Below are 14,612 nucleotides of genomic sequence, written 5' to 3' on the forward strand. Positions count from 1 at the left end.
GGTTAGATGAATGTGCGATCAACGCACTTGCAGAGAAAGCGCATAACAAAGCAATGCACCCGACAAGCGGGTGATTGCGGCGTTAGGTTATCCGAGCAAAAGTGACCCGCCCCTCATTCCTCAGTCACTGTGAATGTCCGCTTCTGGCCGGTTGTTGCCTACCACGACCGATAGCCGTGGTTCGACTTCAGTCTGTCGCGACCGGCAGCAGCTGACTTAATGGTAGTGGATCTTTCACACCCCCCTTTATCTTTGGAGCGCCTGGTAGGTCGCTGTCAGCAACGGCAGCTCTCTCACCTGTTCATGATCTAACGTACCCTTGGCAGCTCGTCCCAGCGGCAGGTGTACCCCGGAGAACGCAGCTCCTGCTTCATCGACCAGCCGCCCAGGGCCGGCACGCGCGCCAGGCGCACGGTGCCGCGGCCCATGTTGGTGTTGATCCTGTCCACGGTTGCCATCAGCGCCGCGCTGCGCGGCCGCGGCGCCGGGGTGAACAGGTCGGCCTGTACCTGCCCGGGGCTGGCCAGGTTCATCAGCATCACCCCGGCTTTCTGGTACCGGTAGCCGGGCCGGTAGATACCCTCCAGCCCGGCCAGCGCCGCCTGCACCAGGTCGCGCGAGTCGTTGCTCGGCGTGTGCAGCGGCACGCTGGCGGTGCGCGCGTAGCGCGGCTCGTCCGGGTTGAACACCCCGGTGCGGATATACACCTGCAGCAGCTGGCACACATCGCCTTGCGCGCGCAGCTTCTCCGCTGCGCGGCAGGCGTAGCTGGCCACCGCCTCGCGCAGCGGCGCCAGCTCCGTCACCCGGCGCGAGAAGCTGCGGCTGCAGGTGATCATCTGCTTCGGCTCCGGTCCCTCGTCCAGGGCGAAGCACGGCTCGCCACGTAGCTCACGAATGGTCTTCTCCAGCACCACCGAGAACTGCTTGCGCATCGTCCAGGCGTCCTGCTGCGCCAGATCCCAGGCGGTTTTAACACCCAGCGCGCCCAGGTGCGCCTGCAGCTTGCGCCCCACGCCCCACACCTCGCCCAGCGGCGCGTCCTTGAGCAACGCCGCCTGCTGCTCGGGCCGGGTGGCCACCACCACCCCGCTCTGGCTACGCCGCTTGGCGGCCCAGTTGGCCAACTTGGCCAGGGTCTTCGTGGTGCTGATGCCCACCCCCACCGGCATGCCCGTCAGCCGTTGCACTTCCGCGCGAATGTGCCGACCGTAACCAGCCAGCGGCCGGCCCAGCCCGGCCAGGTCAAGGAAGCTCTCGTCGATCGAATACACCTCCAGCCGCGGCGCCAGCTCGCGCAGCACCCGCACCACCCGGGCGGAAACGTCACCGTACAGCGCATAGTTGCTGCTGAACGCCAGCACGCCGTGCGCCTGCACCAAGTCGCGGATCTTGAAGAACGGCTCGCCCATGCCAATGCCCAGCGCCTTGGCCTCGTTGCTGCGGCTCACCACACAGCCGTCGTTGTTGCTCAGCACCACCATCGGCAACGCGCGCAGATCGGGGCGGAACAGCCGCTCGCAACTCACGTAGAAGTTGTTGCAGTCCACCAGGGCATAGGTCGGCATCAGATCCCCGGCAGCTTGTGAATGCAGCGCGTCACCACGCCGAACACCTCCAGGTCCTCGCCGTCGCGCAGGCGAATGTCCGGGTAGGCCTTGTTCGCCGCGCGCAGCACCGGCGCGCCGTGCTCATAGGCCAACTGCTTGCAGGTGAACTCCCCGTTCACCACCGCCACCACCACCATGCCCGCGCGCGGCGTGATCGAGCGGTCTACCACCAGGATGTCGCCGTCGAAAATCCCCAGGCCAGTCATACTGTCCCCCACCACCCGCAGAAAGAAGGTGGCCGCCGGGTGCAGTACGCACAGCTCGTCCAGCGAGAGGCTGGCCTCGATATGGTCCTCAGCGGGGGAAGGAAAGCCGGCGGCAACGCGGCTCAGGAACAACGGTAGCCGCAGACCTGGCCGCAACGGGCGGCCGATCACTGTCAGGGCCATGGATAACCTCACTAATACTGTATATGAATACAGTATTATCAAACCCCAACCTTGGCAACGACAATAGACGGGAGGCACCTCATGTGCGGCGGCGTCGAAGTGGCTGGGCGCTACACCCAAACCGGCCAGCAACTGCGAATCTACTTCCCTAACCCACGCGCCGCCCTGCCCGTGCGTCAGGCCGATGGCGCCGTGGCCTGGGTCCCCTGGGGCCGCCGCAAAGAGCAACCCGGCCACCTGCCCGCCACCGGTTGGGCCCGAACCGACTCCATCACCGCCGGCAAATGGGCGCGCTACCACCCGCAGCCAGTGCAGGTGCTGGCCGAACGCTTTATGGAGAAGAATGCAGCCGGTGCCTCGCACTGGTTTGACCTGGAGCCAGGCCAAACCATTGAGGCGCTGCTCATTGAGCACGGGGAAGAACGGCGGGTCTACGTGGTCACCACCACACCGCCGCAGGGTGGGCCAACGGTGCACGACCGCTGGCCGAGCCTGGTAACGGCCTAGAGCGGGTCACCCTCCAGCATCGCAGCGCTGACCTCGAACTCGCAGTCATCGCCCTGCGGCACCAGCTCCAGCGAGGCGGAGCCGGCCGGCAGTGCGACCACCAGGCTGCGTGTCACGCACTCGGCCTCGGGCATGGTCGCCGTGGCATGCAGCATCTGCTCCGTCCACTCCACCACTTCGTAGTCGAACACCTGGGCTTCCAGGTCTTCGCCCTCGTCGTGATGGTGGATCGAGGCAAAAGCCTCCTGGCAGGTGCCGCGGCCGCGGTTGCAGCGAATCTCCACTGCATTCACCCCGGGCGGCTCGTAACCGGCCACCGTATTCCAGCCACCCCACAACAACAGATCGTCCCCCTGCTGCTGAATGATCAGCGGCGGGCGAACAACCGCATGGGGCTGTTCCAGGGGCGCGGGGTAGGCCAACCACAGGGCCGTATAAGCGGCCACCAGGGCGGAAGCAAGGGAGACGGAAAGGTAGCGGAGGATCGTAGGCATAGTCGAATTCCTTTCGAGGGGGGCTGCTGTCCTAGCCGGTTATATATCTTGAATGCGACATCTGACTTTAGGCTAGGCTCAGCATGATTTCACGCAGGTAATTCATATCGTGATCATGGCCGTCAGGGCCCGCCACGGAACGGGCAGCAGGAACCGGTAATAAACGTCCAGATACACTTTTGTGTAGTGAGTTCAGTCAGAACAGAGTGCTGGTTTGAGAAAGCTACGAGCGGCGACAGTCGCCCCAAACCAGCCAAGCGTGACAGGCAACAAGCGGCCCAGGCTGTGTAAAAACTTCAGCTGAAATTCAACGTGCGCGTTACTAGGCGAAATCCCTGACGCTTGGCCGGGCTGGAGTGCTCAGAATTCGTTAGGAAACGCCGATGTTGATCATCAAATGATCAGTGCTCGGTGCTCGGTGCTCGGTGCTCGGTGCTCAAAATATCTGTCGCCAGCCGCTTATGATCATTGGTTCTTACAGCCCCTACCCTGCAGTTCGCAATGCAGCGATTTCGCTATTGCGCTTCCAATGCCGTTCGCATCCATTTCGGCAGTTTGCAGGCCAGCAATTTGACTAAGTCTTCAGGTCGGAGCCCTTTCTTGATCGCCGCAATACATTCAGGAGTTGAGCCGCCTTTACCGAGATAAAACAATGCACTGATAGCGGCACCCATCTCAGTCCCTGCATGCTGCATGACCATAGGGGCCGCATGTATCAGCCTGATTTCAGCGTTCCCAATGAATACTGAACGGCTGGCTCCGTTGGTGTAATAGATTGGAATGAGTGGCATCTGGGTGCTGAGCCCAAACCTTCTGACGGCATTGGCGCCGTGGATCTGCAGAGACAAGCGTTTCTGCTTGGTAATCAGGCTAATCAATTTCCAGGGATTGGGGCGAGCCCTTGCAACGTAGCGTCCGGGTTTCGGGCGCATATAAATTCCGCGATACACCCGTTCGAGCTCGCCTCGGTTGACCAGTCGAGCTATTGCTTTGGATACGGCGTTTTTCGTTCCAACCCCTGTAAAACGGCTAATGCTGAACGGCTGCCCTTTAGGTAGGCGCTTGACTCGTTGCGCAATCCGGGCGGATACCGACTGGGCTTGATCAGTGCTGAGCATCGTGGCGTTCACGCCTATAGCGTGAAGTTTAACGACGAACTGAAAAGCGGCTGATGGAACGCAATCACCCTTCGCCGATATTCATCATCTTGAGCGTCGTTTACCAGGCACTCTTCGAGGCGCCCCAACGAGAAAACTTGATCGGCGGACGGGTAGTGTCTGAGCAGGCTTTTCGCATAGCTGCGAATGTCATCAGGTAGTTCGGTGTTACGAGAGAGGTCGCGGAGAAAAGCTTCGGTCTTGACGACACTCCGGGTTCTTTCATGCGGAAGGGTCAAAGTGGCTACCTCCTTATTCAGTTATTCCAATCTACGAGGCCAGAACGGGCAAGCCGCGCGCTTACCCCTCATTTGCACGCGATTCGACGTGGTGCGGCTGATGGATTTTCAATCCTACGATCAGCTCTTTCCCCAGTAGTTGTCTTTGCTGACCAGACCAAAATCTTCGGAAGCAAATGGCTGATCATCATCGAACATACCATTGACCATGCGCTCCCGACGCAACCCACTCAGCACCCTGAAAAAGCAGGGCTCACAGAGATCCACCCGGTAGTGCTCCCCATCATGCTGGGAGCCATATCCCCATTGGGCTTCAAGCTTGCCGTATTGGGGATCATAGCCGGGAATACGCGTGCCAGAGCGGCACACGTCGCAGATCACATCTTCAACGACATCGACCAATGCCTGCGACTTAATCTCCATGCACACCTCACGATTACGTTCCACACGACGCCGGCCAGTTATGGATTCATGAACACCAACATCATTGGATCAGCCTCGACTGGCTGAGCATTAAAAACAAGCCAGTAGCTGCTGCCGATAATGCTGGGAAAAGCTGACCTGGTAAACGGGCTCAATTGCATAGCCACCCAGCGAAATGATGTTCGTAGGCTGCGATCCAATACCCGGTTCTGCACCACCTAACCCCGCACCGTCGAAACCTTCGACATGACCCAAAGTGCCCATCGGCTCAGGCCTGGAGCCTGGAGTAAAACCAGGCATCTGCACATCGCTCAAAACTGCCAGGTCATCAGGCAAGTCATCCGAAATTCGCTCCGCAAAGCCCTGAAGCGTTGGCTCCGCCAACATGAATAGCCATGCCTGGTCGTCGGACTCACCTGTGCGCCGCAGCACTCGCCCCAGCACTTGCCGGTAATGCAGTTCGGTGCGGATACGGCTGAGGTAGCAGCACACTTGTAGGCGCGGGATGTCGGTACCTTCGCTGATCATTCCGACGGCCACAATCCAGCGGCAGGCGCTGCTCCGGAATGCATTGATCACCTGCTGCGCATCCGGGGTTTTGTTCGTCACGATGCGGCACTCTTCACCCATGGCTTCCAGTGCGAGTGCAACTTGCTGGGCGTGTTCGATGTCTGTGGCCACCACCAAACCAGCAGCATCAGGTTTGATCTGGCGTAGCTCGCTCAGTTTGCTGCAGCCAAGGTCTAGGATTGGATTGATCACCTCATCATGGCGCAGCAGTTCCTCATAGGTGACAGGTGACTCCCCTAAAAGCTTGGCGATGCTGGGAAACAGCCTAACGGAGCTATCCGCACCCAATTCTTCCGTGAGTTTCACCTTCTGATTGTCGAGCAGAACAATGCGAGGGGATCGGCACACGCCGTCGGCAATGGCGTCTTTCAAGCCATAACGGTAGTCACAGATCAAATGCCCCTCGGGCGAAGAGTAACGAGCCAATGCGATGGCCTTATCGTCCGAACGCCAGGGCGTGCCAGACAGGGCCAACGTGAAGGCAGCCCGATCCTGTATCCGATGCAGTATCTGCTGCCCCCAGGCATTGCTGAGCAGCGGATCGTGGCCGGCGCAATGATGGATCTCGTCGAAAACCACCAGCACACGGTAGTCATCAAGAAGCTGCCAGAATCCCTCATCACGGTATTCCATAGCCTGATAGGTATAAGCCGCGCCCACGGCACCTATCTGGCCGTCGAGACGCCTGCCTAGCACAGCCGCAAAGGTCGAACGAAAACCCTCCACGACCTGGCAGGACGGCGCAAAGCACAGCACCAAATCGATTCTGTCCTGCTCAAGCAGTCGGCTGGCCAGTTCTGCAGCCATGCGCGTCTTTCCGGCTCCCGGCGTTGCCTGGCAGAAGAAGTGCGGCGTGACGGTAAAGTGCTCCAACGCCCGAGTGATGCAGCTGTTCTGCCAGCTCCGTAGCGAGCGGCTCATCGTGGCGCAGCTAGCGTTTTGAGGGTCTTTTCGATGGCGCGCAGATGCCCCAAGAGGCGAGAACTGCGATCCCTGGCTTCCAGGTAATCGCCTTCAAGCTTGTCCCGTAAATGCGGCATTTCTTCCAGAAGCAGTTTGAATCGCTCTGCCTCGCCCATTGAAGTGAGAAAGTCCAAGCGGATTTCCTTGTGGAGCGCTTCCAACTGCAAATCCGTATTGGCTGACGACTCAAGCGGCAAAGCTTCCGCATCGCGTACCGCTGTGCCTGGCTCGGGCATTCCGGCGGCCATCAGGCTGTTCTCAAAACCGTTGTCTATCAGTTCGAGTTGCAGATGTGTCGGAATCGGCTGCAGGTGGTAAACCTGCCCTCGAACACGGCGGTCCTCGTCCGGTGAAACCCAGCCCGCGCGCACTAATCGGCGAATCTGCTCATACACATAGCGGCGCACATCGGCGATACGGAATTGTGTGCCACTCAAGCGAGCGGCATAGGCATCGCGCAGTTCGCGGGTCGTAAACGATGTACGCCCTGGCTCCTGAAGCAGCTCATACAGACGCCTGTCGAAGATAAACGAGGCCGATTTCATTGAGGGCACCAGAAGAAATAGCGCGAAAATGCGGATTATAATCCGTGGCCTATACGTCCGCAAACGCACGATATTGCCGCCTCAAGTTGAATTGAGACGGTCATGGATAAGTTGGCGAAGGCGTTAGGGGAACGCATCCGAATGCAGAGGAAGACCTGCCGGATTTCCCAGGATGCACTGGCGCTGGCGTGCAGTCTCGACCGCAGCTATGTAGGTCGCATCGAGCGTGGCGAGGTCAACATCACCGTCGAGAAGCTCTACCGCATCGCAGGCGAACTCGCCTGCGAACCTTCAAGCCTTCTGCCAAAGCCATCTGAAATCTAACTAGAGCAAGTAATACCAGGCTCAAGAAGGTCAGACAGCAGCGCCGCTGTTACCTTGCCCCAAACCTCCAGCCCCCGTCAGCATCTTCAAGATCACCAACGCAAATGCCCGGCTCTTGGTGTCGTTATCCAGCACTTCCAGCGACATTTTTTCGTTATCGGTCATGGCGTCCAGCACGGTGTCCAGCACCCTCTTGGGGAACAGGCCATGCATCACCTGTTCGACCGAGTGGTTGTTGACCTGGGCCATCACATCCTCCTGACGACTGATGCGATTGGCGATGCCGGTGAGGAACTGCAGCTGATCCTCATCGCTTACTTCAGCACCGAAGATATCGTTGAGCGCCTCGATGATTTCCGATAGCCGTTTCTTCTCCGGGTCGAGGGGCTTGCCGCTGCCCAGTCCCGTGGCCGGTTCGAGGCCATAGTCGCCTTGCTCCTCGCTCAGGCGCAGCTGGTGCTCGGCGCGCTTGGTCAGGCGGTAGTGGGTCAGTTGCAGCTCGCCCACGTCCACGTCTTCCTGATCGAGGCGATCCACGCGCAGCAGCGGGTGCAGATGCTTGGCGTACACGCACAGCTGCTCCAGCTCGCGATCCTCATAGGGGATGATCTGCGAAAGGAACTCGTACAGGCGCACAAAGCTCTGCAGGTTCTTCTTGAACAGGTCGAGCTGATCTACCTGTTCGCCCGCTTCCTTGAGCGCCGCCTCGGCCTTTTTCAGGCCGGCGCTGTCGCCGTTCTTCTCAGCGGTACGTTTGAAGTCCAGCGCGTGCTGGCGTGATTCCTGGGCCAGCTTGTAGCGCTTGGAGAAGCGCTCCTTGGCCGGCGCGCAGTAGTAACTGAGCTTGCTGGCGGCCGCCTTGGGGTCGAAGAAGGCCAGCGCGAACGCCGCCACTTCCTCCCAGTGGTAAATGCCCTCGGCATCCAGCTTTTTCTGCAGGTCATAGATGAGCTGCGGGTCGGTCACGTCAGTCAGCTCGGCCTTGGTGTAGTACGGCAGAAAGGCGTCGAGAATGTCCTGGGCGTCGTTAAAGAAGTCGAGGATGAAGGTCGGCTTGCTGTCGCCGAAGGTGCGGTTCAGGCGTGACAGGGTTTGCACGCAGTCCACGCCCTGCAGCTTCTTGTCCACGTACATCGCGCACAGCTTGGGCTGATCGAAGCCGGTCTGGTACTTGTTGGCGGCGATCATCACGTTGAAGTCCTGGGTATCGAAGGCTTCCGCCAGGTCGCGCCCGTTCAGGCCGGGGTTGAGCAGGCTGCTGCTTTCCGTCACCTCTTCGGGGATCACCCCATCCGGCAGCACGCTGCCGGAAAAGGCCACCAGCGGGTGCACATCGCCGTAGCCCATCTGCTGCACATAGGCCTGCACCGCCAGCTGGTAGCGCACCGCCTCCTGCCGGCTGCTGGTGACCACCATGGCCTTGGCCTGGCCGCCCAGCAGGTGGCGGATATTCGCGCGGAAGTGCTCGACGATCACCTCCACCTTCTGGCTGATGTTGTACGGGTGCAGGCGCACCCAGCGCGCCAGCTTCATGCGCGCCTTCTTCGAGTCCACTTCCTCGTCGTCGCCGTCCGGGTGGGCGATCTTCCAGGCGGTGCTGTAGGTGGTGTAGTTCTGCAGCACGTCGAGGATGAAGCCCTCCTCGATGGCCTGGCGCATGGAGTACAGGTGGAACGCCTCGGGCTTGTTGTCGGCGCTCGCCGGCAATGCCGGATTGGCCGGCCGACCGAACAGCTCCAGGGTCTTGGCCTTGGGCGTGGCGGTAAAGGCGTAGTAGCTGATGCGCTCGTTGGGCGCGCGGGCGGCCACGGCGGCGTCCAGCAGCTCTTCGGCGCTGATCTCTTCAGCATCCGGAGCATCGCTGCCGAGAATCTGCTTGAGCTTGCTGGCCGAGGAGCCGGTCTGCGAGGAATGCGCTTCGTCGGCGATCACCGCATAGCGGCCGCTAGCCAGCTTTGGGTACTTGTCCAGGGCATCGAACAGCGCCGGGAAGGTCTGGATGGTGACGATGATGATGCGCGTCTGCTCGGCCAGCGCCTCGGCCAGTTGCTCGGACTTACTCTGGCTGCCGATATCGCGAGTGATGCACTTGACCACGCCCTGAGCGTGCTCGAACTGGTAGATGGTGTCCTGCAGCTGCTTGTCCAGCACGGTGCGGTCGGTAATCACGATCACCGAGTTGAACAGGCGCTGGCCCTCGGCATCGTAGAGCGAGGCCAGCTGATGCGCCGTCCAGGCAATCGAGTTGGACTTGCCGGAGCCGGCGCTGTGCTGGATCAGGTAACGCTTGCCCGGCCCTTCGGCGCGGGTGGTGTCGATCAGTTTGTTCACGACTTCCCACTGGTGGTAGCGCGGGAAGATCAGGGTTTCTTTGGTCACGCGCTTGCCGTCGGCATCCTCTTTCACGCTCTTCTGCAGGTGCAGGAAGCGGCCCAGCACCTTGAGCCAGGCATCCGGCTGGAACAGGCGCTGCCACAGGTAGCCGGTGGCGTATTGGCTGTCGTCCGGCGCGGGCGGGTTGCCGGCACCGCCATCGAGGCTGCCGAGGTTGAACGGCAAGAAGAAGGTCTCCTTGCCAGCCAGTTTGGTGGTCATCGCCACTTCATCCTGGCTCACGGCAAAGTGCACCAGCGCACCACGCTTGAAGGTCAGCAGCGGCTCGGGCTTGCGCGTCAGCGGGTCTTTAACCGGGCGATCAACGCGGTACTGGCGCTTGGCGTTTTCCACGCTCTGCTTGAACTCGCTTTTCAGCTCCAGCGTGGCGACGGGAATGCCGTTCACGAACAGCACCAGGTCCAGCCGTGGGTTGTATTCGCCTTCACGGTAGTGGGGCGAATAGGACACCTCCGGCACCACGCGCAGGCGGTTGCACTGGTAGCGCTTGAGGGTGTCTGGGTTCATGCCGTGGTCGGGCTTGAAGCTGCACAGCTCAATCTTCACCCCCGGCAGCTTGAAGCCGTGGCGCAGCACATCCAGGGTGCCGTCCTGCTCCAGCTCGCGCACCAGCTTCTGCACCAGCACGGCTTCCGGGTTGTTGGGGTTGGCCTTGGCGAACTTGTCCCAGCGCTCCGGCCAGGCCGCCTTGAAGTAACCGAGAAAGTCCTCGGTATACAAAGCCGTGCGCCGGTCATAGCCGCTGGCCGGGCCGGTGAGCCAGCCCTGCGCGATCATGGCGGTGATGATGTCCTGCTGGAATTGAGCTTCCTTGCTGTCCGCCATTTAGTGGGCCTCTGCTACGGCTGATTCGGGGGTTTGGGTGCTGACCGGGGGCCGCCAGTCGCGCACGTCGATTTTGCCGGTGACGGCGGCGGAGATTAGGGCGGAGCGGCGTTCTTGAAGGAGGGTTATCGTGCGCTCAGCGTAGGAGATAGTCTCATTTGAGCGTTCGAGTATTTCTCCCATCACCGCAGCAATTTTTTGCTGCTCTTCGAGAGGCGGAAAAGCAAATCTGTACTGCCTAAATTTTTCGGCAGGCAAATGCGATATTGTTGCTTTCGTATCGGACTCTTCAAAGACCCCCAACGACTTTGCCGCCATCAAAGTATAAAAAAAGAACTCGGCAGTATCGCTCTTCGGCGACTCCGGGCGCAGTCGATGCAACGCTTTCTGGTAGCCGATAATGCTATCAATATGCCTCCAAATTGCAGCTCGTCCCACATCCCCACCTTCACAAACAAGGAGATCGCCGAGCCTAACCGTATAACGTCTATACTCAGCAGGCTCAATATCCATTAACGGTAATTCATCGATATTGACTGCGCCCCATTGAACATCCTGATTTCTCAGATAGGGCACAGGATTGGCCCCTGTATTTCTCTTCTCATCGAGCATTTTTCCAAGCTCGACCGAGTAGCGAAAACTGAGCTTGCACACCTGCCAATGCGCCGGCACCTCGCCCAGCCACTCCACGCCGGAGTCTTTCATCGGCACCGTAGGGTCGAGGCCTTTGGTGACGGCGTGGGAGATCACGGCCTGGCGCTTTTCCTTGAGCAGTTCGATCAGGCGCTGCTGCTCTTCGATCAGCGCGTCGATTCGGGCGGTTTCGTGATCGAGGAAGCGGGCGATTTGGGTTTGTTCTGCCAAGGTTGGAAAGCAGAATCGCTCTTGCAGGTAGGACTCAGAGTCAAGGTTCTGAATGCCGGTGGTCTGTTTAATCGCCGGAAAATTAACTTTCCCCTGATAAAGGCTATCGAACGAGTAGCAGAGAAATCCGCTATCGAACCCATGCAAAGGGCGCATTCGGGCAACAAAGTTCGAGGTTATGGCCTCGAATTCATGCTCGAACAGAACAACGCATCCGACCAATGTCTTCTCACCACCACCAGACTTCTCGATCAGCAAGTCTCCAGACTGAAGAAGACGTGAAGCACGCTCCTTCTGCGTAATGCTTCGATACGTAAGCTTGTCGAGCCCGACACTGCAGGTGGCGCGATCAAAGTCCGCCACACGAATCACTGCCAGGTCATTTTCCCCATCTGGCTCGTCACCCCATAGACCGTTGGTACAGCCATCAACCGAGCGCTTCAGGGAAAAGATTGCCCAATGCTCGGGGACCTCGCCCAACCACTCAACCCCGGAATCCTTGTACACCGGATACGTCGGAAAACTCATGCCGACAGCCCCTCAATCATCTGCTTGATGCGGTCGGTGCAGGCTTTCAGGTCGCGGTCGATCTCGGCCAGCGGACGCGGTGGCTGGAACACGTAGAAGTGGCGGTTGAAGGGAATCTCGAAGCCGACCACACCGACTTCGCCATCCTGCGCGTCCGTCTTGCTTTCGTCGATCCAGGCATCCGGCACATGGGGTTTTACTTCGCGTTCGAAGTAGTCGTACACCGACTCGCCCAGCGGCACGTTCTCGTTGTCGCGCAGGCCGACATCGGCTTCCGGCTGGCCTTTGACCATGCAGATATCCGCTTCGGAGTCGCGCTCGCTTAAGCCGCTGAGGATTGCCTTCAGCTCGGGCGTGCTGGGCGATACATCGCGGGCAGCGAGAGACTTCTTCAGCAGCTTGCTGAACTGCTCGCGGTTGCGGTGCAGCTGGCTTTCGTCCATTGCCTGCAGGGCTTCGATCAGGCGCTGGCGGGCTGGGGCTTCCAGCTTCTCGATGGCTTTTTCTTCCAGCACCTTGGCGATGCGCTCGGCACTGGTCTGGAAGTTCAGGCGCAGCGGGCGCTCGACGGTGATGCGTCGGTAGCCGAAGGCTTCGACGGGGAAGATCTTGCTCTGCGCGGTTTCCTCGAAACGACCATACAGGCGCACCAACTCGTCGATCTGTTCCTCGGTGAGGTACTGGCGCTTGCTGCCCAGGGATTTGCGCATCTTGGCGAAGTGCTGGCTGCCATCGATCAGCTGCACCTTGCCCTGGCGCACGGCGGCCTTGTGGTTGCTCAGCACCCACACATAGGTGGCGATGCCGGTGTTGTAGAACATGTCGGTGGGCAGGGCGACGATGGCTTCGACCAGATCGTTCTGCAGTAGGTAGCGGCGAATCTCCGACTCGCCCGAACCGGCGCCGCCGGTAAACAGCGGCGAGCCATTGAGGATGATGCCGATGCGCGAACCGCCTTCACGCGGGTCACGCATCTTGCTGACCAAGTGCAGCAGGAACAGCAGCGAGCCATCGGACACGCGCGGCAGGCCGGGGCCGAAGCGGCCGTTGAAGCCCTTGTCGGTGTGCTCGTCGGTGATCTGCTTCTGTACCTTCTTCCACTCCACGCCGAATGGCGGGTTGCTGAGCATGAAGTCGAAGCGGCTGTCGGCCAGTTGGTCGTCGGACAGGGTGTTGCCCAGCTTGATGCTGGTGACGTCCTGACCTTTGATCAGCATGTCCGCCTTGCAGATGGCGTAGGACTCGGGGTTGAGCTCCTGGCCGTGCAACGACACGGTGACCTGCTGGCTGATGGATTGGATGTACTCGTCTCCCTCGGAGAGGAAGCCGCCGGTGCCGGCAGTCGGGTCATAGATGGTGACGATGCTGTTGGGCTTGAGCTTGTCGTCCTGCCCGGTGATCACCAGCGAGGTGGTCAGGTGCACGATATCGCGCGGGGTGAAGTGCTCCCCGGCGGTTTCGTTGGAGCTTTCCGCGAACTTGCGGATCAGCTCTTCGAAGATGATGCCCATGCCGAAGTTGCTGATGCGCTCGGGGCTCAGGTCGGTGGCGGCGAAGCGCTGCACTACCTGATACAGCAGGTTGGCGGCGGCGAGTTGCTGCACGAAGTCTTCGAAGTGGAAGTGCTCGAAAATCTCGCGGGCATCCTTGCTGAAGGACTGTACATAGCTCATCAGATCGGCAGCGGTCTGGGTGTCGGACAGCGTGCCCAGGGTCAACTTGGAAGCATTGAAGAACTGCTGCCCGGCGGCGCGCAGCAACAGCCGCTCGCGCACCAGATCAGGCCGACCTTCCTGGGCGTAGGATTCACGAATCACCGCTTCCTTGGTCGGCTCCAGCACACATTCCATACGCCGCAGCAGGGTGAACGGCAGGATGATGCGGCCGTACTGAGATTGCTTGAAGTCACCGCGCAACAGATCGGCAATGGACCAAAGAAACGCGGCCGTCTGGGAATGGTTTTGCGTGTTCACGCTACTACTCCTTGGAATACGCGTAAAAACGCGAGTCTAACCTAGACGCCCGTCATCACCTCACCCGCACTGTTTGAGTTTTCTCGACAGCATCGCGGAAGCCCGACTTGTGGATGCCCTGAGAAGTAATGAGCCTTTTATATAAGAGGAACTTTATCTGCTGTTCTCACGAGAGGAAATCTGCTGGCGAAACCTGGCCGGAGCGATCACAGGAGCACTTCGAAAAAAGTTAGGTTTTGGAGCCTAAATTTGACCCAGAATCAGCGAAAGCTAACTAAAAGCTCTGCCACAACACAAGATCGAGAGGAAAAACCGTGCTGAATAGGCTGGAAAGCCAACGATCGCAAGGGATCGACTGAAGATCGCAAAACGTGACTAAAAGCTAATAGCGCAGATAGGAGAACTGAGCCATGGAGAACCTGACTGATGGGGATGGAAACTGAAAGTGGCGCGCCTTGCAGAGCACGTGAAAACGCGGCGCAGCGTGGGCCATGCATGACGCTACCAGCGAAGTGCGCAGTCTACCGCGTGCAGATCAGCAACTTGCGCCGGTTTTCGCTGCCGCATGGCCGCATGCAGCGGTTTTTCACCCAGCCTGCCCGGAGGCGATGTGCAGAGACCTTAGCCCCTGCCGCAGCGAACGCCAAGTACCGCGCGGGCAGATCACGCGCGGGGCAAAGCTACCGGAATGCGCGAAGCAGGGCAAACCTACGCTCGTCGGACAAGCTGGCACTTGGCCATTTTTGCAGGCATGCTACCCGGCTGGCGCGAGCGCAGGCCTGCTTGCGCGCCAATGCCCACCTAGCT

Annotated in this window: 13 protein-coding genes; 2 read left to right on the forward strand and 11 right to left on the reverse strand. The window is 59.8% G+C overall.

The genetic code is table 11. The annotated features are described in order from the left end of the window. Positions 1–308 precede the first annotated feature (308 nt). Positions 309–1,568: a translesion error-prone DNA polymerase V subunit UmuC gene (gene umuC, locus N7333_RS14970; protein WP_278326097.1), complete on the reverse strand. Its 1,260-nt coding sequence runs from the start codon at positions 1,566–1,568 to the stop codon at positions 309–311. Then, positions 1,568–1,999 carry a translesion error-prone DNA polymerase V autoproteolytic subunit gene (gene umuD, locus N7333_RS14975; protein WP_036987084.1) on the reverse strand — a complete coding sequence of 144 codons (432 nt, stop codon included), beginning with the start codon at positions 1,997–1,999 and terminating at the stop codon, positions 1,568–1,570. The genes umuC and umuD overlap by 1 nt, the downstream gene beginning before the upstream one ends. 81 nt (positions 2,000–2,080) lie before the next feature. On the opposite strand from umuD, the gene N7333_RS14980 reads away from it, so the two are divergent. After that, a complete protein-coding gene (locus N7333_RS14980; protein ID WP_021441675.1) occupies positions 2,081–2,506 on the forward strand; it encodes a hypothetical protein in 426 nt (141 codons plus the stop codon). Here the strand turns inward: N7333_RS14980 and N7333_RS14985 are convergent. From N7333_RS14985 to N7333_RS15005, 6 genes are all read right to left on the reverse strand, one after another. Next, a complete protein-coding gene (locus N7333_RS14985) occupies positions 2,503–3,000 on the reverse strand; it encodes a hypothetical protein (protein WP_021441674.1) in 498 nt (165 codons plus the stop codon). The genes N7333_RS14980 and N7333_RS14985 overlap by 4 nt on opposite strands. A gap of 515 nt (positions 3,001–3,515) precedes the next feature. Further along, positions 3,516–4,118, reverse strand: coding sequence for a DUF6088 family protein (locus N7333_RS14990; protein ID WP_279836688.1), 603 nt, complete (start codon positions 4,116–4,118; stop codon positions 3,516–3,518). Between the two features lie 14 nt (positions 4,119–4,132). Then, entirely contained in the window at positions 4,133–4,396 is a 264-nt protein-coding gene (locus N7333_RS24255; RefSeq protein ID WP_079393012.1) for a BPSL0761 family protein, read from the reverse strand. A gap of 120 nt (positions 4,397–4,516) precedes the next feature. After that, on the reverse strand, positions 4,517–4,819 hold the full coding sequence (locus N7333_RS14995; RefSeq protein ID WP_279859044.1) for a hypothetical protein: 303 nt from the start codon (positions 4,817–4,819) through the stop codon (positions 4,517–4,519). A gap of 90 nt (positions 4,820–4,909) precedes the next feature. Continuing rightward, positions 4,910–6,310 carry a DEAD/DEAH box helicase family protein gene (locus N7333_RS15000; RefSeq protein WP_279859046.1) on the reverse strand — a complete coding sequence of 467 codons (1,401 nt, stop codon included), beginning with the start codon at positions 6,308–6,310 and terminating at the stop codon, positions 4,910–4,912. Further along, entirely contained in the window at positions 6,307–6,897 is a 591-nt protein-coding gene (locus tag N7333_RS15005; protein WP_055985793.1) for a hypothetical protein, read from the reverse strand. Before N7333_RS15005 ends, N7333_RS15000 begins: the two co-directional genes overlap by 4 nt. Positions 6,898–6,999: 102 nt before the next feature. On the opposite strand from N7333_RS15005, the gene N7333_RS15010 reads away from it, so the two are divergent. After that, the gene (locus N7333_RS15010; RefSeq protein ID WP_021263503.1) at positions 7,000–7,221 is read left to right on the forward strand and encodes a helix-turn-helix transcriptional regulator; all 222 of its coding nucleotides are present in this window, start codon (positions 7,000–7,002) and stop codon (positions 7,219–7,221) included. A 30-nt stretch (positions 7,222–7,251) separates the two neighbouring features. Here N7333_RS15010 and N7333_RS15015 read toward each other — a convergent pair whose 3' ends face one another. Genes N7333_RS15015 through N7333_RS15025 form a run of 3 tightly spaced genes read right to left on the reverse strand, consistent with a single transcriptional unit; the run spans position 7,252 to position 13,805 of the window. Beyond that, positions 7,252–10,440 (reverse strand): DEAD/DEAH box helicase family protein, encoded by a 3,189-nt coding sequence (locus tag N7333_RS15015; protein ID WP_279859047.1) that lies wholly within the window; start codon positions 10,438–10,440, stop codon positions 7,252–7,254. Beyond that, entirely contained in the window at positions 10,441–11,832 is a 1,392-nt protein-coding gene (locus N7333_RS15020) for a restriction endonuclease subunit S (protein WP_061196819.1), read from the reverse strand. It abuts the gene before it with no gap. Next, a complete protein-coding gene (locus N7333_RS15025; RefSeq protein WP_061362516.1) occupies positions 11,829–13,805 on the reverse strand; it encodes a class I SAM-dependent DNA methyltransferase in 1,977 nt (658 codons plus the stop codon). Before N7333_RS15025 ends, N7333_RS15020 begins: the two co-directional genes overlap by 4 nt. Between the last annotated feature and the right edge of the window lie 807 nt (positions 13,806–14,612).

Origin of the sequence: Pseudomonas sp. GD04158, assembly GCF_029834875.1 — a bacterium.
GTDB lineage: Bacteria > Pseudomonadota > Gammaproteobacteria > Pseudomonadales > Pseudomonadaceae > Aquipseudomonas > Aquipseudomonas hydrolytica.

Coding starts and splice junctions, on each gene's coding strand:
- N7333_RS15010 (WP_021263503.1), top strand. CDS start 7,000: ATGGATAAGTTGGCGAAGGCGTTAGGGGAACGCATCCGAATGCAGAGG.
- N7333_RS15020 (WP_061196819.1), bottom strand. CDS start 11,832: ATGAGTTTTCCGACGTATCCGGTGTACAAGGATTCCGGGGTTGAGTGG.
- N7333_RS15005 (WP_055985793.1), bottom strand. CDS start 6,897: ATGAAATCGGCCTCGTTTATCTTCGACAGGCGTCTGTATGAGCTGCTT.
- N7333_RS14990 (WP_279836688.1), bottom strand. CDS start 4,118: ATGCTCAGCACTGATCAAGCCCAGTCGGTATCCGCCCGGATTGCGCAA.
- umuC (WP_278326097.1), bottom strand. CDS start 1,568: ATGCCGACCTATGCCCTGGTGGACTGCAACAACTTCTACGTGAGTTGC.
- N7333_RS15015 (WP_279859047.1), bottom strand. CDS start 10,440: ATGGCGGACAGCAAGGAAGCTCAATTCCAGCAGGACATCATCACCGCC.
- umuD (WP_036987084.1), bottom strand. CDS start 1,999: ATGGCCCTGACAGTGATCGGCCGCCCGTTGCGGCCAGGTCTGCGGCTA.
- N7333_RS14995 (WP_279859044.1), bottom strand. CDS start 4,819: ATGGAGATTAAGTCGCAGGCATTGGTCGATGTCGTTGAAGATGTGATC.
- N7333_RS15000 (WP_279859046.1), bottom strand. CDS start 6,310: ATGAGCCGCTCGCTACGGAGCTGGCAGAACAGCTGCATCACTCGGGCG.
- N7333_RS14980 (WP_021441675.1), top strand. CDS start 2,081: ATGTGCGGCGGCGTCGAAGTGGCTGGGCGCTACACCCAAACCGGCCAG.
- N7333_RS14985 (WP_021441674.1), bottom strand. CDS start 3,000: ATGCCTACGATCCTCCGCTACCTTTCCGTCTCCCTTGCTTCCGCCCTG.